Source organism: Sphingomonas yantingensis (assembly GCF_014199325.1).
Lineage (GTDB): Bacteria > Pseudomonadota > Alphaproteobacteria > Sphingomonadales > Sphingomonadaceae > Sphingomonas > Sphingomonas yantingensis.
The window spans coordinates 370,220-388,701 of record NZ_JACIJJ010000004.1; the positions used below are offsets into that span (position 1 = coordinate 370,220).

Below are 18,482 nucleotides of genomic sequence, written 5' to 3' on the forward strand. Positions count from 1 at the left end.
GATCAGGGAGCGATCCGCTACCGCGCGGCCATGAACGCGCTCCTTCCTTTCATCGCCGCGCTTCTGGGCGGGATCGGCCTGGCGTCGCAGCCGCCGACCAATGCCGCGCTCGGCCGCGCGGTGGGGTCAGTGACGCTCGCCGCGCTGATCTCGTTCGCGGTGGGGACGACGATCCTGATCGCCGCGTGGCTCAGCTTCGACCGGACGCCGCTGTCCGCGCTCCGGGGCGTGAAGCCCTGGATGTTCGTCGGCGGCGCGTACGGCGCCTTCTACGTCGCGGCGACGGCGTTCGCGGCGCCGCGGCTGGGTCTCGCCTCGATGCTGACGATCGCGATTGCGAGCCAGCTCGTTGCCGCGCTCGTCATCGACCATTTTGGCCTGATCGGTCTGCCGCGCTCGCCCGTCACCTGGGTCAAGATCGCGGGCGTGCTGCTCGTGCTCGTCGGCGTCGTGATCGTTCGAAAGGGTTAGGGGCGCAGGATCGCCGCCAGCATTTCGTAATAGCTTGCCCGGTCGATGCCCTGACCAAAGCGCCCGCCGATCCGGCCGCCGAGCGACCAGCGAACCTCCGCCACCACCACCCCCACGACGGGCAGTGTCACGCGGATGCGCGTCCCCTCCGCAAGCTCCGTGTCGCAGCGCGCCATCAGGCCGTGCGGCGACAGGTTCACGATGGTGAGCGACAGCGGCCGGGCATCCGGGCCAAAGGCGCGGGCACGCCAATGGACATGATCGCGATGCTCGGCCCGGTCGTCGTGAAAGATACGCTGCGCTGACTGTGCCACCTTAGCCCTCCGCCCCCGAGCGATCGTTATCCCGGACAGCGATAAAGGCTTGGCGAAGGAAGGCGGCTAACGCGACGTTACCCTTGCCGGATCAACAGCCCGTGATGCTTCTTGCCCGCCGACACGCGCACGTCGGCGCCGTCGACGGTGATGACCATCGCCTCATCCTCGACCTTGACGCCGTCCACGCGTGCGCCGCCGCCCTTGATGAGGCGGCGTGCCTCGCCCTTCGACGCGGCGAAACCAAGCGCGACGAGCGCATCGACGATGGCGATCGATTCGCCGGCGACGGCGTGGGTCGGCAGCGCCTCGCCCGCGGCGCCTTCCTCGAAGGTCCGCCGCGCGGTCTCGGCCGCCAGCACCGCGGCGTCGCGGCCGCGGCACATCGCCGTCGCCTCGTCCGCCAGCACCTTCTTCGCCTCGTTGATCTCGGCCCCGCCCAGCGCCTCCAGCCGCGCGATCTCATCGAGCGGCAGGTCGGTGAACAGGCGCAGGAACCGGCCAACGTCCGCGTCGTGCGTGTTCCGCCAGAACTGCCAATAGTCGTACGCCGGCAGCGCATCCTCGTTCAGCCAGACCGCGCCCGACATCGTCTTGCCCATCTTGCCGCCATCGGCCGTGGTGATGAGCGGGGTGGTGACGCCGTACACCTCGGTCCGGTCGACGCGGCGCGTCAGCTCGATGCCGTTGACGATGTTCCCCCACTGGTCGGACCCGCCCATCTGGAGCCGCACGCCCAGCCGCCGCGACAGCTCGCGGAAATCATAGGCCTGGAGGATCATGTAGTTGAATTCGAGGAAGCTCAGCGACTGCTCGCGGTCCAGCCGCAGCTTGACCGAATCGAAACTGAGCATCCGGTTGACCGAGAAATGCTGGCCGATGTCACGCAGGAACGGGATGTACTCGAGCTTGTCGAGCCAGTTGGCATTGTCGACCATCACCGCATCCGACGGCCCGTCGCCGAAGGTCAGGAAGCGGTCGAACACCGTCCTGATCGACGCGACGTTGCTCGCGATCACCTCGTCAGTCATCAGCCGCCGCGCCTCGTCCTTGAAGCTCGGGTCGCCGATCTTGCCGGTGCCGCCGCCCATCAGCACGACGGGCTTGTGCCCCGCCTGCTGCATCCGGCGCAGGAGCATGATCTGGACGAGGCTGCCGACATGGAGCGAGGGCGCGGTCGGGTCGAAACCGATATAGCCGGGCACGATCTGCTTTTCGGCCAGCGCATCGAGCGCCGCCGCGTCGGTGACCTGGTGGATATAGCCGCGCGCCGACAGCGTGCGAAGAAGCTTGGACCGGTATTCGCTCATGATGCCTGCGCCGATAGCATGAAATTGTCGCGGTGCGAGGGGGGACGTCTCGACTTCGCCCGCGCGGCGGCTAGAGGAAAGCGATGGACAAGGGTGCGTGCGTGAAGGCGATCGGGTTGATGTCGGGCACTTCGCTCGATGCGATCGATGCCGCGCTGATCGAAACCGACGGCGAGGGGCAGGTGCGCTCGCTGGGCTTCGTCGCGATCGAGTGGTCGGCCGAGGATCGCGAGCTATTGATGGCGGCGACCGAACGGGCGCTGACGATGGCATCGCCGGGCGCCGATCCGCTGATCGAGCGAGCCGAGGCTCGCGTTGGCGCCGCTCATGCCGAGGCGGTTGCGACGCTGCTTCGCGAAACGGGTGCCGACGACGTGGCGGTGATCGGCTTTCACGGCCAGACGATCGCGCACCGCCCGGATCGCGGCTGGACGTGGCAGCTCGGCGACGGCGCGGCGCTCGCGGCGGCAACGGGGATCGACGTGGTCGCCGATTTGCGCAGCGCCGACGTGGCCGCGGGCGGACAGGGGGCGCCGCTGCTCCCCGTCTATCACCGCGCGCTGGTCGCCGGACAGACGGGGCCGGTGGCGGTACTCAACCTTGGCGGGGTCGCCAACGTCACGTACATCGACGGCGACACGCTGATCGCGTTCGACACCGGCCCGGCCAATGGCCTGATCGACAGCTGGGTCGGCGAAACGCGCGGGGCTCGCTTCGACGAAGGCGGCGCGCTGGCGGCGGCGGGGCGGGTGGATGAGGCGGTGCTGACCGCGATGCTTGACCATCCCTATTTCGACATGGCGCCGCCCAAGTCGCTCGATCGCAACGACTTCACCGTCCAGCCCGCTCGCGGCCTAGCCGAGGCGGACGGGGCTGCGACGCTGACCGCGTTCACGGCGCAGACCGTGGCGGAGGGGTTGCGGTTGCTCCCCACCCGGCCGACGCGGCTGATCGTCGCGGGCGGCGGCCGGCATAATCCGACGCTGATGGCGATGATCGCCGAGCGGACCGGCCTGACGCCCGAGCCCGCCGACACGCTTGGCTGGAACGGCGACGCGCTGGAGGCGGAGGGGTTCGCTTATATGGCGGTGCGGGCGCTCAAGGGCCTGCCGATCAGCTTCCCCGGCACCACCGGCGCGCCAGAACCGATGACGGGCGGCGTCGTCCACCGGGCGTGCGCATGATCGCTGGCCTCATCTTCGCGACCGAAGCCGCCGAGGACCGCGGCGAGGCGCTGGCGGCGACGTCGCCGTTCGGCGGCATGACGCTGATCGAGTATCAGGCGCGGCTGCTGATCGGCTGCGGCGCAGGGCAGCTCATGATCGCCGTCGCGCGCGTCACGCCCGCGCTGCTGGCGGCAGTCAATCGCATCGCCCGGCGCGGCGTCGCGGTCGATGTCGTCCGCTCGGCCGAGGAAGCCGCGGCCAAGGCGCATCCGCTCGCCAGCATCGTCGTCGTTGCCGATTCGCTCGTCACCACCGATCAGGCGATGCGCGCCATCGCCTTTGCCCAGCCCGACACGCTGATGGTGACGGCGGAAGCCGCCTCGCCCGCCGCGGTGGAGCGGGTCGATGCAGGCCATGTCTGGGCGGGGCTTGCGGCGCTGAGTGCCACGCGGCTTAAGGAAATCGCGGGGATGCCGCGCGAATATGATTTCCAGTCGACGCTGCTGCGCGTCGTCGTGGCGGGCGGCGCGGCGCAGGTACAACTGCCCGTCGCCGCCAAGCGCGCGGGCCACGGGGTCGAACGCAATGCCGGTGCGCTCGCCAGCCGCGGCAATGCGGTGCTGGCGGCACTCGCCAACGGGCGGACCGGCTGGCCCGACCGCTTCGTGTTCACGCCCGTCTCGCGATTCGCGCTCCCGAAGCTGGCCGCACGCGGCCTGCCGCACTGGGCGGCGCCGGCGGCGGCGGGCGTGCTGACCGTGGCCGGGCTTGCCGCGGCGTGGTTCGGCAGCGCCGGGGCGGGGGTGCTGCTGTCGCTGTTCGGCATCGCGTCGCTGTCGACCGGATCGCTGCTCAGCTGGCTGCGCGGCGACGACCGGCGCGCGCTGGCACAAGAGGCGGCGATCGCGCTGATCGCGGCGATCACGGTGCTAGCGACGGGCGTCGCCGCCTCGGTCCAGGATGCGACGCTCACCCCGGTGGTGCTGGCCGCGGTCGCGGTGGCGGCGGCGGGGATGGGCGAGCGCAGCGGCGCGCGCGCATCCTGGTGGTGGGGCAGCCCGGCGGGCTACCCTCTGATCCTCGCGCCCTTTGCGCTGGCCGGCTTTTCGTGGGCGGGGCTCGCCGTCATCGCCGTCTATGCCATGGTGACGCTGGGCGCGGTCGTCGAAAGCTTGCGCGCCAAGGCTTAGCGCCTCTTTAACGACAGTCGGTTAGAACGTCCCCACGATGTCGATCGACCCGACCGACCCCCTTGGCGGCACCCCCGCCGACGTAGCGACCCTGTTGGCCGAGGCCGATGGGGCGGCCGCGCTCGTGCGCCGGTTGCGCGGCGCGGCGATCCGCGACCTGCTGATCCCCGATGCGGCGCGGCTCGACGACCGCCGCCGTGCCGCGCTTCGCACGCTGATTCGCGCGATCGTCGGCACGATCGGTGCCGACATTCACGATTTCGCGCTCCGCCGCCTGACCGAAGTGGATGAGGGCGGCGCGGCCGCGCTGTCGCGTGTCGATGCCTGTCATCTCATCGCGTCGATCGAGGCGCGGTTGGGCACCGACGAGGCGATTGCCGGCGATCTGATCGACCGCGTGACGCTGGACCTGATCGGCGACGGCCTGCCGACCGGCCTCATCGAGCAGGCGCCCGAGCCGTGGCAGGGCCGCGCCGCCGAGCGCGCGGGCGAGGCGCTGCGTCAAGCCGAGAGCCGTCGCCGCACGCCCCCCGATCAGCCCCCCTATGCCACCGACCTGCCGGCGGAGAGCCAGGCGGCGTTCACCTGGTGGATCGCGGCGGCGATCGCCGATGTCGCACGCCCGCCGCTAACCGACACGAGCGCCGCGCTCGACCGCGCGCTGGCCGATGGCGCCGCCCACTCGTTGGCACAGGCGGACGAGGGCGAGCGTCTGGAGGCGGCGGCGACGCGCCTTGCCGCGGTCGCGGATCTGCGCGGCGGGGCGCTGGTCGGCGCGCTCGACCACGCGCTTGCCGAGCGCCGTGTCGTGCTGCTCGCGGCGCTGATCGCCCATGCCGCGGGCACCAGCTTCGACAGCGTTCGCGTGCTGATGACCGAGCCCGCCGACCCGCGCCTGTGGCTGCTGCTGCGTAGCCTCGATCTGCCGCGCGAATCGATCGCGCGGATCGGCTTTGCCTTGTGCGAGGCCGATCATCGCCGCGACGTCGAACGCTTCGCCGATCAGCTCGATGCGGTGATGTCGCTACCCGTCGCCGACGCCGTGCTGGCGACCGCCGCGCTGCGCTTGCCGGCGGCGTTCCGTGCCGCGCGTGCGAGTGGAGAGACCGTCCGATGACTGACATGGCCGCGGCGTTGATCGACGGCGAAGGGCGCCTGGTCGAGGCCGATCCGCGGATCGCGGCGCTCAACGCGTCGGCGGGCGGCGGCATCGGACAGCCGCTGGCACTGCCGGCGATCGGCGAACTCGCGCGGCTGTCGCGCCGGCTCGGCATCGTCATCGCTCGCCCCGCGGTCGTCGCCGATGGCGAGGATGACGTGGAGCTCTGGATCCGCGCCCGCCCGCAACCCGACGGCATCCGCGTCGAAGTCAGCGGCTGGCGCGATCGTGCGCCCGAGCCGTCGCCGGCCCCGCGCGATGCCCACCGTTTCGATGCAGCCGAGGCGCAGTTTTTCTGGAAAAGCGACGCGGCGATGCTCGTGACCGCACTGTCGGGCGAGGGGTTCGACGCCGCCGCCGCGATCGGCCAGCCGCTGACCCGCCTGTTCGACCTCACCACCGACGAGGCGCTGTTGCCGCTCCTGTCGGCTGCCGCGGCGCGCGGCAGCTTTGCCGATCAGCCCGCGCGGATTGCCGCCGATGGCCGTGCGATCCGGCTGAGCGGACGCGCACAGGTCGATGGCGGCGGCGTCTTCGCCGGCTTCGTCGGGACCGGCCGCTTCGTCGATGCCGCGCCCGCCGAACCGGTGGTGGAGGCCACCCCGGCGTTCGGCGAGCAATTCGCCGACCGCCTCGACCGCGCGCTGCGCACCCCGCTGCAACGCATCGTCGCGCATGCCGATTCGATCGGCGCCCAGGCAGACGGCCCGGTTCGCCCCGAATATGTCGAATATGCGCAGGATATCTCGAGCGCCGCACGGCACCTGATGGGGCTGGTCGACGATCTGGTCGATCTGTCGGCGATCGAGCGACCCGATTTTGCCATCGCCAGCGAGACGATCGATCTGGCCGACGTGACTCGCCGCGCCGCCGGGCTGCTGGCGGTTCGGGCGGCCAATGCGGAAGTCCGGATCGACCGTCCGGCGATGGACGACGTGCTTCCGGCGATCGGCGAGTTTCGCCGCGCCCTTCAGATCCTCGTCAACCTGATCGGCAATGCGGTGCGTTACAGCCCGCGCGGCGGCGTCGTATGGCTTCGCTTGGATGGGGGAGAGGGCAGCGCCTCGGTCACCGTCGCCGATCAGGGGCGCGGGATCGCGCATGAGGATCAGGCGCGTATCTTCGACAAGTTCGGCCGCGTCGATGCGAGCGAGCCGGGCGGCAACGGCCTCGGCCTCTATATCGCCCGGCGGCTGGCGCGCGCGATGGGCGGCGACGTGACGGTGGAGAGCGAGCCGGGGCAGGGCGCGCGCTTCAAGCTCACCCTGCCCGAAGGCTGATCGGCCTTATCGAAGCCGGCGACCGATCAGGATCAGCAGCACCCCGGCCGCCGCGACTGCCGAGCCGATCGTCACCCATACCTGGTCACCGATCATGAAGCTCGACGCCGGCCAGCGGATCACGCCGAGCCCCTGGAGCATCCATAGGATGCCCATGAGCGCGACGACCAGCCCGACGACCGAGAGTATCGGGCGAAGTCGCCGCATCCTCCGATCCTCAGCGCTGGCCGAGCGGCACGTAGTCGCGCTGCGTCGGGCCGGTGTAGAGCTGGCGCGGGCGACCGATCTTCTGCTCTGGGTCCGAGATCATCTCGTTCCACTGTGCGACCCAGCCCACCGTGCGGGCGAGCGCGAACAGCACGGTGAACATCGTCGTCGGGAAACCGATCGCCGACAGGATCACGCCCGAATAGAAGTCGACGTTCGGGAACAGCTTTTTCTCGATGAAGTAATCGTCGCTGAGCGCAATTTCCTCGAGGCGAAGCGCGGTCTCGAACAGCGGGTCCTGGACGTTCAGCGCGTCGAACACCTCGCGCACCGTCTTCTGCATGACGGTCGCGCGCGGGTCGTAGTTCTTGTAGACGCGGTGGCCGAAGCCCATCAGGCGGAACGGATCGTTCTTGTCCTTGGCGCGGGCGATATATTCCGGAATCTTGTCGGGCGTGCCGATCTCGCGCAGCATGTTGAGCGCGGCCTCGTTCGCGCCGCCATGCGCCGGACCCCAGAGACAGGCGATGCCCGCCGCGATGCACGCGAACGGATTGGCGCCCGACGAACCCGCCAGCCGGACGGTCGAGGTCGACGCGTTCTGCTCGTGATCGGCGTGGAGGATGAAGATGCGGTCCATCGCCCGCTCAACCGCGGGATTGACCTCATACTGCTCGGCCGGAACGCCGAACGTCATGCGCAGGAAATTGCCCGTGTAGGACAGCGAGTTGTCGGGATAGAGGAACGGCTGCCCGATCGAATATTTGTACGCCATCGCCGCGATCGTCGGCATCTTGGCGATCAGCCGGTGGCTGGCGATCATCCGCTGGTGCGGATCGGCGATGTCGGTCGAATCGTGGTAGAAGGCCGACAGCGCGCCGACGACGCCGCACATCACCGCCATAGGGTGCGCGTCGCGGCGGAACCCGCGATAGAATTGCGCGAGCTGCTCATGCAGCATCGTGTGGCGGCTGATCGTGTAGATGAACTTGTCGAGCTCGTCCTTCGACGGCAGCTCGCCGTTCAGGAGGAGGTACGAAACTTCCATGAAGCTCGACTGCTCGGCGAGCTGTCCGATCGGATAGCCGCGATGGAGGAGCACGCCTTCGTCACCGTCGATGTACGTCAGCGCCGACTCGCAGCTCGCGGTCGAGGTGAAGCCCGGATCGTAGGTGAACATGCCCGACTGGGCATAGAATTTGCGGATGTCGACGACGTCCGGCCCGACGCTCCCGCTGCGGACGGGATAGTCCTTTTCACCGATCTTCAACGTCTGGCCGGTGGTGTCGCTCATTCGCGTTTCCTTCCTATCGGTCGGCCGTGACGGCCATCTGGTCTGCGATCCGTGCCAGGCTTTCCTGACGGCCGAGCAATGCCAGCACGTCATAGATACCCGGCGAGGTCCGCCGCCCGGTGAGCGCTGCACGCAGCGGCTGTGCCGCCGCGCCCAGCTTGATCCCGCGCGTCTCGGCGACCCCGCGTACCGCCGTTTCGAGCGCTTCCGTATCCCAGTGCGGCAGCGCGTCAAGTGCGGTGTGCAACGCAGCAAGAACCTCGGTGTTTCCACCCTCGAGCAGCGGACGCGCATCTTCGTCGATGGGCAGCGGCCGAACCGCAAACAGGAATCGCGCGCCGTCGGCCAACTCGTTGAGGTTGGCGGCGCGCAGCTTCAATACCGGCATCGCGGTTTCGATAGTCGTCCGGCCCGCCTCATCGACGCCAAGGCGCGCGGCGGTCAACTCGGCCAGCCGCGCATCGTCGGCGCCGCGGATATAGAGGCCGTTGAGGTTCTCGAGCTTCTTCTGGTCGAAGCGCGACGGCGACTTGCCGACGCCCGCCAGGTCGAACCACTCCACCGCCTGCTCGCGGCTGATGATCTCGTCGTCGCCGTGCCCCCAGCCGAGGCGGAGGAGGTAATTGCCCAGCGCCTCGGGGAGGATGCCGAGCTCGTCGCGATACGCCTCGACCCCCAGCGCGCCGTGCCGCTTCGACAGCTTGGCGCCGTCCGACCCGTGGATCAGCGGGATATGGGCATAGACCGGGTCGGGCCAGCCGCCCACGACCGCGTCCATCGCGCGGATGAGCGCAAGCTGGCGGAAGGCGTTGTTGAGATGATCGTCGCCGCGGATGACGTGGGTGACGCCCATGTCGTGGTCGTCGACGACGACGGCGAGCATGTAGGTCGGCGTCCCGTCCGAGCGGAGCAGCACGAAATCGTCCAGCTCGGCATTGTTGACGGTGACGTCGCCCTGCACGCGATCGGGGATGGTGACGCTGCCCGTGGTCGGCGCCTTGAGCCGCACGACGAAGGGCGCGCCCGCAGGCGCATCGCTCTCGGGGCGATCGCGCCAGCGGCCGTCATAGCGCATCGGCTTGCCCGCCGCGCGCTGGCTCTCACGTAGCGCGGTCAGCTCCTCGGGCGTGGCATAGCATTTATAGGCGTGGCCGGCGGCGAGCAGCTGATGCGCGACCGCGGCATGGCGGTCGGCGCGCGCGAACTGGAACACCGCCTCGCCGTCCCAGTCTAGACCGAGCCAGCGCATGCCCTCGAGGATCGCGTCGATCGCCGGCTGGGTAGAGCGCGCGCGGTCGGTATCTTCGATGCGCAGCAGGAACTTGCCGCCGTGATGGCGCGCAAACAGCCAGTTGAACAGCGCGGTGCGCGCGCCGCCGATATGCAGGAACCCCGTCGGCGACGGGGCGAAACGCGTGACCACGGGGGCAGCGGTGTCGGCGGCTTTATGATCGGTTGCGCCCACGCGCAGATGCTCCCAAGCTGAACAGGTGATGGCTTCTCGGCCCGGCGGCGCCCCTAGCACGCACCCCGGCACGCTTCAAATCGGGGCGTGGCGACCGGCCTTCAACCCGTGGCCGCCGATCGAGCGCTGGCTGGAAGCCGAGCGCGACCAGTTGCCGCTGTGGCTGCCGGTGGCACTGGGCGGCGGCATGACGGCATGGCTGGTATTGCCGTGGCAGGGCCAGTGGGCGGCGTTCGTGCTCCTTTGCCTTGCGATGGCATCGACGGCGCTCGCGCTGGGACGGGGCGGGCGGTCGCCTCGAATGATCGCGGTTGGCGCGCTGGCGGCGGCGCTCGGCTGCGCGCTGATCTGGTGGCGGGCCGAGCGGGTGGCGGCGCCGGTGCTCGCGCGGCCGGCGGTCGTCGACCTCGCCGCGCCGGTCGAGCGGATCGAGCGGCTGCCCGCACGCGGGATCGTGCGGTTGACACTGGCGTCGGGACGGGGCGATCTGCCGCCGCGTGTGCGGGTCAATGTCGATGCGACGAAGCTGCCCACCGGGATCGCGATCGGGTCGCGCGTCACGCTGAAGGCGCGGCTGATGCCGCCCGCCGCACCGGCGGTGCCGGGGGCTTACGACTTCGCGCGGGTCGCGTGGTTTTCGGGGCTGGGCGCGACGGGCACTTCGCTCAGCGCCGTGAAGGCCGAGGGGGCAGGGGGCGAGGCGGACGGGCTGCGCGATCGCCTGACCCGTCACATCCATGGCCGGGTCGAGGGCAGCGCGGGCGGGATCGCCGCCGCGCTCGTCACCGGCGACCGCGGCGCGATCGCGCCCGAGGATGACGAGGCGCTGCGCCGCGCGGGCCTCGCGCACCTGTTGTCGGTGAGCGGCCTGCACGTCACCGCCGTCGTCGGCGCGACGATGCTCGTTGCGCTGCGATTGCTGGCCCTCTTTCCGGTACTGGCGATCCGCTTTCGCCTGCCCGTCGTAGCGGCGCTGATCGCGGCGGGGGTGGCGGGCTTCTATACCTGGCTGACGGGCGCGGAGGTGCCGACGGTCCGCAGCCTCGTCGCCGCACTGATCGTGCTTGCGGCACTGGCGCTGGGGCGGGAGGCGATCACGCTTCGGCTGGTCGCCGCGGGGGCGCTGATCGTCCTCGTCCTCTGGCCCGAGGCGATCGCGTCGGCGAGCTTCCAGCTGAGTTTCGCCGCCGTCACCGCGATCGTCGCGTTGCATGAAAGCTCGATGATCGCCCGCTGGTTCGGCCCGCGTGAGGAGGGGCGGGGGTGGCGGCTGCTGCGCGGGCTCGGCTCACTGCTGCTGACGGGGCTCGTCATCGAACTGGTGCTGATGCCGATCGGGCTGTTCCATTTCCACAAGGCTGGGCTTTACGGATCGGTCGCCAATCTCGTCGCGATCCCGCTGACGACCTTCGTCGTGATGCCGGCAGAGGCGCTGGCGCTGGTGCTCGATGCCGGCGGGCTCGGCGCGCCGGTCTGGTGGGTGGTCGAGGTGTCGCTGAAGGGGCTGCTCTGGCTTTCGCATACCGTTGCCTCGGCCCCCGGATCGGTTGCGGCGCTGCCGACGATGCCGAATGCCGCCTTCGCGCTGATGGTCGCCGGCGGGCTGTGGATCGCGCTCTGGCGGACGCGGTGGCGGTGGTTCGGGGCACTGCCCTTTGCGCTTGGCGGGGCGATGGCCGTGGCGGCGCCGACGCCCGAGCTGATCGTCACCGGCGACGGTCGCCATGTCGCGATTAGGGGCAGCGACGGCTCGATGCGCGTCCTGCGCGAGCGGGCGGGGGAGTATGTGCGCGGCATCCTTGGCGAAGCCGCCGGCATCGACGGCGAACTCGGCGCGATCGACGATGCGGGCGATGCCCGGTGCAGCCGCGACGCCTGTACCGCGACATTGACCACGGGCGGGCGGCGATGGCGGGTGGCGGCGACGCGCAGCTTCGACCTGATCCCCATCGCCGCGATGATCCGCCTGTGCCGGACGAGCGACATCGTTATCAGCGATCGTCGCCTGCCGCGCGGTTGCAACCCCCGCTGGCTGCGGCTCGACCGGCCGATGCTGGCGAAGACCGGCGGCGTGTCGATCGACCTCGACGGGCCCCGCGTGACCAGGGTGTCGCGGCCGGGCGACCAGCCGTGGCTGAACCCGGTTCGCGTCGCCCCGCCGCGCTTGCCGCGCCCCAGGCGATCGGGCACGCCGAAGCGATGATCCGCACCCTCGCCCTCATCGCACTCGCCGCGCTGCAATCCGACCAGCGCGCCGAGTGGAACCGCCCGCAAGCCCCGTTCCGCATCGCCGGCAACCTCTATTATGTCGGGACGAGCGAGCTTGCCGCCTACCTGCTCACCGAGTCGAAGGGCCATGTCCTGATCGACGGCGCGATGTCCGAAAGCGTGCCGCAGATCCGCGCGAACATCCGCCAGCTCGGCTTTCGCGAGCGCGACGTGAAGCGCCTGCTCATCAACCACGCGCATTGGGACCATGCCGACGGGCTCGCCGGGCTGAAGGCCGCGACCGGCGCGCCGTTATGGGCGAGCGGGGCGGACCGGCGAACGCTGGAGACCGGCCGCGCGACCGATCGCGACGACCTGACGCCGTTCGCGCCGGTAAAGGTCGATCATGTGCTGAAGGACGGAGAGGTGGTGGAGGTCGGCGCGACCCGCATCGCGACGCTCGCGACGCCGGGGCACACCGCCGGCTGCACCAGCTTCACGACGACCGTCCGCGATCCGGCGATCGGGCGGGGGCGGCCGCTCAAGGTGCTGCTGGCGTGCAGCCTGTCGGTCGCCGACCAGCGGCTTGTCGGCAATCGCCGCTATCCCACCGCCGCCGCCGATTTCCGCCGCAGCTTTGCGCGGCTGGCACCGATGCGGCCCGATATCTTCGTCAACTTCCACGCCAGCGCCTTCGACCTCGCGGCCAAACGCGCGCGGCAGGTGAAGGGCAACACCGCGGCGTTCGTCGATCCGAGCGAGTGGCCGCGCCGCCTCGCCGCGACGAAGGGGGCGTTCGAGAAGGAATATGCCCGGCAGAGAGCGAAGGGCGGCGTCTGAAATCCTCCCCGCCAGGGGGAGGGTTCGGAGCGCTCGCTGCCCGCCCCCTCCGTCACCCTTCGGCTGCCATCTCCCCCTTGTGGGGGAGGATGAAGGATCAGGCCAGCGCCGCCTTCACCGCGGCGCTCGCCTTGCTCATGTCGAGCACCGCGCCGTGGCGCGCCTTCAGCTCGGCCATCACCCGGCCCATGTCCTTCATGCCGGTCGCGCCCAGCTCCGCCTTGATCGCCTCGATCGCCGCCGCGGTTTCGGCCGCGTCCATCTGGCGGGGGAGGAAGCGTTCGATCACCGCCACCTCGGCCGCTTCGGCGGCGGCGAGTTCGGGGCGGTTGCCCTTCTCGTACATCTCGATCGATTCGCGGCGCTGCTTGACCATCTTCTGAAGGACCTCGACCACCAGCGCGTCGTCGTCCGCCGGGGCGCTCCCCGTCCGCGCCTCGATATCGCGGTTCTTGATGGCCGACTGGATCAGGCGGATCGTGCCGGTCGTCTCCTTCTCGCCGCCCTTCATGGCGGTGACGAGCGCGGCCTTGATGTCGTCGCGAATCATGTTCGTCTCTTCGGTAAAGCGGAAACCGTGACGCCTAGCGGACGCGGCCACGCCCGTCACCCGGTTGACGGGGTGGGCTCCGAGGTCTAGCGGACGCGGCTTAGCGACATCGCCAACCTGTTTTACGGAGTAGCCAGCCCCATGGCCGACGCCACGCCCTTTGCCGCGCCTGAAGGAGCTACGGGGGTGTTGGTCCTCTCATCCGGGGAGGTGATCTGGGGCCGCGGGTTCGGCGCAGAGGGCGCGGCGGTGGGCGAGGTGTGCTTCAACACCGCGATGACTGGCTATCAGGAGGTGATGACCGATCCCTCCTATGCCGGGCAGATCGTCACCTTCACCTTCCCGCACATCGGCAATGTCGGCACCAATGCCGAGGATATCGAGGCCGACGACCCCCACGCGCTCGGCATGATCGTGCGCGAGGACGTGACCGAGCCGTCGAACTTCCGCTCGGCCGAGCGGCTGGACGACTGGATGAAGGCGCACGCGCGCATCGGCCTTGCCGGCATCGACACCCGCGCGCTGACCCGCCGCATCCGGGAGGGCGGGGCGCCCAATGCCGTCATCGCCCATTCGCCGAGCGGCCAGTTCGACGTGGACGCGCTGCTGGCGGAGGCGCGCGCCTGGCCCGGCCTCGAGGGCATGGACCTCGCCAAGTCGGTCTCCACCGCGACGCATTACGGCTGGGAGGGCGGCCTCTGGCGGCTCGGCGCCGGTTATGACGACAGCGTCGAGGACGGCGCCGACCGGCCCGCGGGTGACGAGAGCGACCGGCCGCACGTCGTCGCGATCGACTATGGGTCGAAGCGCAACATCTTCCGCAATCTCGTCGCCGCCGGTGCGCGAGTGTCGGTGCTGCCCGCCACCGCGACGTTCGATGAGGTGATGGCGCTGAAGCCCGCGGGCGTGTTCCTGTCGAACGGCCCCGGCGACCCCGCCGCGACCGGCGAGTACGCCGTCCCCGTCATCCGCCAGGTGCTGGAGGCAAAGATGCCGGTGTTCGGCATCTGCCTCGGCCACCAGCTGCTCGGGCTGGCGGTGGGGGCGAAGACCACGAAGATGCATCAGGGCCATCGTGGGGCCAACCACCCGGTCAAGCGCCTGTCCGACAATGTGGTCGAGATCACCAGCATGAACCACGGCTTCGCGGTCGTGACCGAAACGCTGCCCGAGACCGCGCGCGAGACGCACGTGTCGCTGTTCGATGGCTCCAACGCCGGCTTCGAACTCACCGACCGCCCCGCGTTCAGCGTGCAGTATCACCCCGAGGCGTCGCCGGGACCGCAGGACAGCTTCTATCTCTTCGAGCGGTTCGTGGGGATGCTGGCGGCCAAGCAATGATTGCGCTTGTTCCAGTCGTAGTTGAGCAATGCGTTGCTCCTGAAGCACCCACAGCTCGTACCGCCGAGACCTTCGTCAAATTGAAGGGCGCGCCGCGCGACGTTGAATCATTGCTGTCCGCCAAGTTGCCGGCTGGCTGGGAAATCAAGGCGGACGTGACCCGAAGTAATCGCCGAAGCGTGTCGATCTACGTTGGTCGGCAAGCCAAATACCGAGACATCGGCGGCTTCATTTATTCAGCACAGGCAAAGCGCCTTGAAGTGGCTGTCGTCACCAACCCCCCGATTTGCGGGATGGATCAATAACAATGCCCAAACGCACCGACATCTCCTCGATCCTCGTCATCGGCGCGGGGCCTATCGTCATCGGGCAGGCGTGCGAGTTCGACTATTCGGGCACGCAGGCGATCAAGGCGTTGAAGGAGGAGGGCTATCGCGTCGTCCTCGTCAATTCCAACCCCGCGACGATCATGACCGATCCGGAACTCGCCGACGCCACCTATGTCGAGCCGATCACCCCCGCGATCGTCGCCAAGATCATCGAGAAGGAGCGGCCCGACGCCGTCCTGCCGACGATGGGCGGCCAGACCGCGCTCAACACCGCGCTGGCGCTGTTCCACGACGGCACGTTCGAGAAGTACGGCGTCAAGATGATCGGCGCCGATGCCGAGGCGATCGACAAGGCCGAGGACCGGCAGAAGTTCCGCGTCGCGATGGACAAGATCGGGCTGGAATCCGCCCGCTCGGCGATCGCACACACTGTCGAGGAAGCACTCGAAGGGCTCGAGAAGACGGGTCTTCCCGCAATCATCCGCCCCAGCTTCACCTTGGGTGGCACCGGCGGCGGTATCGCGTACAACAAGGAGGAGTTCGTCGAGATCGTCCGCAAGGGCCTCGACGCCAGCCCCACGACCGAGGTGCTGATCGAGGAATCGCTGCTCGGCTGGAAGGAGTACGAGATGGAGGTCGTGCGCGATCGCGCCGACAACGCCATCATCGTCTGCTCGATCGAGAATATCGACCCGATGGGCGTCCATACCGGCGACAGCATCACCGTCGCCCCGGCGCTGACGCTGACCGACAAGGAATATCAGATCATGCGCTCGGCGAGCATCGCCGTGCTGCGTGAAATCGGCGTCGAAACAGGCGGTTCCAACGTCCAGTTCGCGGTCAATCCGAAGGACGGCCGCCTGATCGTCATCGAGATGAACCCGCGCGTCAGTCGCTCTTCGGCGCTGGCGTCCAAGGCGACGGGCTTCCCCATCGCCAAGGTCGCGGCGAAGCTGGCGGTCGGCTACACGCTCGACGAGATCGAGAACGACATCACCGGCGCCACCCCCGCGTCGTTCGAGCCGACGATCGACTATGTGGTGACGAAGATCCCGCGCTTCGCGTTCGAGAAGTTCAAGGGGTCCGAGCCGCTCCTGTCGACTGCGATGAAGTCGGTGGGCGAGGTGATGGCGATCGGCCGCTCGATCCACGAAAGCCTGCAAAAGGCGCTGCGGGGCCTGGAGACCGGCCTGTCGGGCTTCAACGACGTGGAGCATCTGAAGGGCGCGCCCAAGGCGGAGATCGAGGCGGCGCTGAGCCAGGCCACGCCCGACCGCCTGCTCGTCGCCGCGCAGGCGCTGCGCGAGGGCCTGTCGGTCGAGGAAGTCCACGCGATCGCCAAGTACGATCCGTGGTTCCTCAACCGCATCAAGGAGATCGTCGATGCCGAAGCCGAAGTGATCGAGCACGGCCTGCCGCGCGACGCCGCCGGCATGCGCCGGCTCAAGGCCATGGGCTTCAGCGACAAGCGGCTCGGCTATCTGTCGATGACCTCGGCGGGTCTGCGCGACCGTTTCCAGGCGCGCGGCGGCCTGATCCGCGAAGCGGTGAAGGCGATGACCGGCGGCGTGACCGAGAGCGAGGTGCGCGAGCTTCGCCACAAGCTGGGCGTGCGGCCGGTGTTCAAGCGCATCGACACCTGTGCCGCAGAGTTCGCGGCGAAGACGCCCTACATGTACTCGACCTACGAAGCGCCGATATTCGGCGCGCCGGAGGACGAGAGCCAGCCGACCAACCGGCGCAAGATCGTGATCCTCGGCGGCGGGCCGAACCGCATCGGGCAGGGGATCGAGTTCGACTATTGCTGCTGCCACGCCTGCTTCGCGCTGGCGGATGCGGGCTATGAGACGATCATGGTCAACTGCAACCCGGAGACGGTGAGCACCGACTACGACACGTCCGACCGCCTCTATTTCGAACCGCTGACCGCCGAGGACGTGCTCGAAATCCTCGAGACCGAGAAGGCGAACGGCGAGCTCGTCGGCGTGATCGTGCAGTTCGGCGGGCAGACCCCGCTCAATCTGGCGCGTGCGCTCGAAGCCGCCGGCATCCCGATCCTCGGCACTTCGCCCGACGCGATCGACCTGGCCGAAGACCGCGAGCGCTTCGCCGCGCTGGTCGCGAAGCAGGGCCTCAAGCAGCCCGCCAACGGCATCGCCCGCAGCCGCGAGGAAGCGATCGCGGTCGCCGAACGCATCGGCTATCCCGTCCTCATGCGCCCCAGCTACGTGCTCGGCGGCCGCGCGATGGAGATCGTCGACGGCACGCCGCAGCTGGAGGCCTATATCCAGACCGCCGTCCAAGTCTCTGGCGATGCGCCGGTCCTGATCGACCAGTATCTGCGCGACGCGATCGAGGTCGATGTCGACGCGATCAGCGATGGCACTGATGTTACCGTCTCGGGCGTGCTCCAGCATATCGAGGAAGCCGGCGTCCATTCGGGCGACAGCGCCTGCTCGCTGCCCCCCTACAGCCTGCCCGCCGACGTGATCGCCGAGATCGAGCGCCAGACCGCGGTGCTCGCCAAGGCGCTCAGCGTCGTCGGCCTGATGAACATCCAGTTCGCGGTGAAGGACGGCGAAGTGTACCTCATCGAGGTCAATCCGCGCGCCAGCCGCACGGTGCCCTTCGTCGCCAAGGCGATCGGCGTGCCCATCGCCAAGATCGCCAGCCGCGTGATGGCCGGCGAGAAGCTCGCCGACCTGCCGCCGATCGACCGCCATGTCGACCACATCGCGGTCAAGGAAGCCGTCTTCCCCTTCGCCCGCTTCCCCGGCGTCGATCCCGTCCTCTCGCCGGAAATGAAGTCGACCGGCGAAGTCATGGGCATCGATCGCGATTTCGCCACCGCTTTCGCCAAGTCTCAGCTCGGCGCGGGCACCGTCCTGCCCAAGTCGGGGACGCTGTTCGTCAGCGTCAAGGATAGCGACAAGACGGTCGTGCTCCCCGGCGTAAAGCTGCTCGCCGAGCAAGGCTTTACGATCATCGCGACCGGCGGCACCGCCAATTTCCTCGCGGGACAGGGTATCGCAGTCGAGCGCGTCAATAAGGTGGCGCAGGGTCGCCCGCACATCGTCGACCGCATCCTCGACGGCAGCGTCGACCTCATCTTCAACACGACCGAGGGGTGGCAGTCGCTGAAGGATTCGGCCGACATCCGCCGCTCCGCGCTCAACATGAAGGTGCCGTACTTCACCACCGCGCCCGCCAGCGTCGCGGCGGCGCGTGGGATCGCGGCGATGGAGAGCCAGTCCCTTGAAGTGCGGTCGTTACAAGCCTATTATTCGCGCTCGCACGATTAATCCCCATAACAATTGGTTTGGTGTGCGGGCGGTTTCGACAAGAAGCCGCGCGAAAA

The 18,482-nt window shown here is 69.0% G+C and carries 16 protein-coding genes; 10 read left to right on the top strand and 6 right to left on the bottom strand.

All coding sequences use genetic code 11. The features are described from left to right. The first annotated feature begins 30 nt into the window (after positions 1–30). Positions 31–471 (top strand): DMT family transporter, encoded by a 441-nt coding sequence (locus tag FHR19_RS14460; protein WP_184029758.1) that lies wholly within the window; start codon positions 31–33, stop codon positions 469–471. On the opposite strand, the gene FHR19_RS14465 is transcribed toward FHR19_RS14460, so the two are convergent. Together FHR19_RS14465 and tyrS are read right to left on the bottom strand one after the other, a co-directional pair. Then, on the bottom strand, positions 468–785 hold the full coding sequence (locus FHR19_RS14465; protein WP_184029760.1) for a PilZ domain-containing protein: 318 nt from the start codon (positions 783–785) through the stop codon (positions 468–470). The two genes, FHR19_RS14460 and FHR19_RS14465, sit on opposite strands and share 4 nt — an antisense overlap. Positions 786–862: 77 nt before the next feature. Beyond that, positions 863–2,095 (bottom strand): tyrosine--tRNA ligase, encoded by a 1,233-nt coding sequence (tyrS, locus tag FHR19_RS14470; protein WP_184029762.1) that lies wholly within the window; start codon positions 2,093–2,095, stop codon positions 863–865. Positions 2,096–2,178: 83 nt separating this feature from the next. Between tyrS and FHR19_RS14475 the strand changes: the two genes are divergently transcribed. Genes FHR19_RS14475 through FHR19_RS14490 form a run of 4 tightly spaced genes read left to right on the top strand, consistent with a single transcriptional unit; the run spans position 2,179 to position 6,890 of the window. After that, complete coding sequence (locus FHR19_RS14475; RefSeq protein WP_184029764.1) at positions 2,179–3,279, top strand: anhydro-N-acetylmuramic acid kinase; 1,101 nt, start codon at positions 2,179–2,181, stop codon at positions 3,277–3,279. Further along, positions 3,276–4,451 carry a hypothetical protein gene (locus FHR19_RS14480; RefSeq protein ID WP_184029766.1) on the top strand — a complete coding sequence of 392 codons (1,176 nt, stop codon included), beginning with the start codon at positions 3,276–3,278 and terminating at the stop codon, positions 4,449–4,451. Before FHR19_RS14475 ends, FHR19_RS14480 begins: the two co-directional genes overlap by 4 nt. Before the next feature lie 37 nt (positions 4,452–4,488). Next, positions 4,489–5,568, top strand: coding sequence for a hypothetical protein (locus FHR19_RS14485; protein ID WP_184029769.1), 1,080 nt, complete (start codon positions 4,489–4,491; stop codon positions 5,566–5,568). Next, entirely contained in the window at positions 5,565–6,890 is a 1,326-nt protein-coding gene (locus tag FHR19_RS14490; RefSeq protein WP_184029771.1) for a sensor histidine kinase, read from the top strand. Before FHR19_RS14485 ends, FHR19_RS14490 begins: the two co-directional genes overlap by 4 nt. 6 nt (positions 6,891–6,896) lie before the next feature. On the opposite strand, the gene FHR19_RS14495 is transcribed toward FHR19_RS14490, so the two are convergent. From FHR19_RS14495 to gltX, 3 genes are read right to left on the bottom strand one after another with little or no spacing between them, the layout of a single operon-like run. Beyond that, positions 6,897–7,097: a hypothetical protein gene (locus tag FHR19_RS14495; protein ID WP_184029773.1), complete on the bottom strand. Its 201-nt coding sequence runs from the start codon at positions 7,095–7,097 to the stop codon at positions 6,897–6,899. A gap of 10 nt (positions 7,098–7,107) precedes the next feature. Beyond that, positions 7,108–8,391 carry a citrate synthase gene (gene gltA / locus FHR19_RS14500; RefSeq protein ID WP_184029775.1) on the bottom strand — a complete coding sequence of 428 codons (1,284 nt, stop codon included), beginning with the start codon at positions 8,389–8,391 and terminating at the stop codon, positions 7,108–7,110. A gap of 13 nt (positions 8,392–8,404) precedes the next feature. Continuing rightward, the gene (gltX, locus tag FHR19_RS14505) at positions 8,405–9,856 is read right to left on the bottom strand and encodes a glutamate--tRNA ligase (RefSeq protein WP_184029777.1); all 1,452 of its coding nucleotides are present in this window, start codon (positions 9,854–9,856) and stop codon (positions 8,405–8,407) included. A 28-nt stretch (positions 9,857–9,884) separates the two neighbouring features. Here gltX and FHR19_RS14510 point away from each other — a divergent pair, with 28 nt between their 5' ends. Together FHR19_RS14510 and bla are read left to right on the top strand one after the other, a co-directional pair. Continuing rightward, on the top strand, positions 9,885–12,059 hold the full coding sequence (locus FHR19_RS14510; RefSeq protein WP_184029779.1) for a ComEC/Rec2 family competence protein: 2,175 nt from the start codon (positions 9,885–9,887) through the stop codon (positions 12,057–12,059). Further along, positions 12,056–12,904: a subclass B3 metallo-beta-lactamase gene (bla, locus tag FHR19_RS14515; protein ID WP_184029781.1), complete on the top strand. Its 849-nt coding sequence runs from the start codon at positions 12,056–12,058 to the stop codon at positions 12,902–12,904. Before FHR19_RS14510 ends, bla begins: the two co-directional genes overlap by 4 nt. A gap of 97 nt (positions 12,905–13,001) precedes the next feature. On the opposite strand, the gene FHR19_RS14520 is transcribed toward bla, so the two are convergent. Beyond that, positions 13,002–13,454 (bottom strand): GatB/YqeY domain-containing protein, encoded by a 453-nt coding sequence (locus tag FHR19_RS14520; RefSeq protein WP_184029784.1) that lies wholly within the window; start codon positions 13,452–13,454, stop codon positions 13,002–13,004. 141 nt (positions 13,455–13,595) lie between these two features. Between FHR19_RS14520 and carA the strand changes: the two genes are divergently transcribed. The 3 genes from carA to carB are packed head-to-tail and all read left to right on the top strand — an operon-like array spanning position 13,596 to position 18,426. Continuing rightward, on the top strand, positions 13,596–14,795 hold the full coding sequence (carA, locus tag FHR19_RS14525; RefSeq protein ID WP_184029786.1) for a glutamine-hydrolyzing carbamoyl-phosphate synthase small subunit: 1,200 nt from the start codon (positions 13,596–13,598) through the stop codon (positions 14,793–14,795). Beyond that, positions 14,792–15,100, top strand: coding sequence for a hypothetical protein (locus tag FHR19_RS14530; protein WP_184029789.1), 309 nt, complete (start codon positions 14,792–14,794; stop codon positions 15,098–15,100). The genes carA and FHR19_RS14530 overlap by 4 nt, the downstream gene beginning before the upstream one ends. A 2-nt stretch (positions 15,101–15,102) precedes the next feature. Beyond that, positions 15,103–18,426, top strand: a complete 3,324-nt coding sequence (carB, locus tag FHR19_RS14535) for a carbamoyl-phosphate synthase large subunit (protein WP_184029791.1) — start codon at positions 15,103–15,105, stop codon at positions 18,424–18,426. Positions 18,427–18,482: the final 56 nt, after the last annotated feature.

Bases quoted from the DNA above. Each gene is read 5' to 3' on its own strand.
- FHR19_RS14460 (WP_184029758.1), top strand. From the start codon at position 31: ATGAACGCGCTCCTTCCTTTCATCGCCGCGCTTCTGGGCGGGATCGGC.
- tyrS (WP_184029762.1), bottom strand. From the start codon at position 2,095: ATGAGCGAATACCGGTCCAAGCTTCTTCGCACGCTGTCGGCGCGCGGC.
- FHR19_RS14475 (WP_184029764.1), top strand. From the start codon at position 2,179: ATGGACAAGGGTGCGTGCGTGAAGGCGATCGGGTTGATGTCGGGCACT.
- FHR19_RS14480 (WP_184029766.1), top strand. From the start codon at position 3,276: ATGATCGCTGGCCTCATCTTCGCGACCGAAGCCGCCGAGGACCGCGGC.
- FHR19_RS14485 (WP_184029769.1), top strand. From the start codon at position 4,489: ATGTCGATCGACCCGACCGACCCCCTTGGCGGCACCCCCGCCGACGTA.
- FHR19_RS14490 (WP_184029771.1), top strand. From the start codon at position 5,565: ATGACTGACATGGCCGCGGCGTTGATCGACGGCGAAGGGCGCCTGGTC.
- FHR19_RS14495 (WP_184029773.1), bottom strand. From the start codon at position 7,097: ATGCGGCGACTTCGCCCGATACTCTCGGTCGTCGGGCTGGTCGTCGCG.
- gltA (WP_184029775.1), bottom strand. From the start codon at position 8,391: ATGAGCGACACCACCGGCCAGACGTTGAAGATCGGTGAAAAGGACTAT.
- FHR19_RS14510 (WP_184029779.1), top strand. From the start codon at position 9,885: ATGGCTTCTCGGCCCGGCGGCGCCCCTAGCACGCACCCCGGCACGCTT.
- bla (WP_184029781.1), top strand. From the start codon at position 12,056: ATGATCCGCACCCTCGCCCTCATCGCACTCGCCGCGCTGCAATCCGAC.
- FHR19_RS14520 (WP_184029784.1), bottom strand. From the start codon at position 13,454: ATGATTCGCGACGACATCAAGGCCGCGCTCGTCACCGCCATGAAGGGC.
- carA (WP_184029786.1), top strand. From the start codon at position 13,596: ATGGCCGACGCCACGCCCTTTGCCGCGCCTGAAGGAGCTACGGGGGTG.
- FHR19_RS14530 (WP_184029789.1), top strand. From the start codon at position 14,792: ATGATTGCGCTTGTTCCAGTCGTAGTTGAGCAATGCGTTGCTCCTGAA.
- carB (WP_184029791.1), top strand. From the start codon at position 15,103: ATGCCCAAACGCACCGACATCTCCTCGATCCTCGTCATCGGCGCGGGG.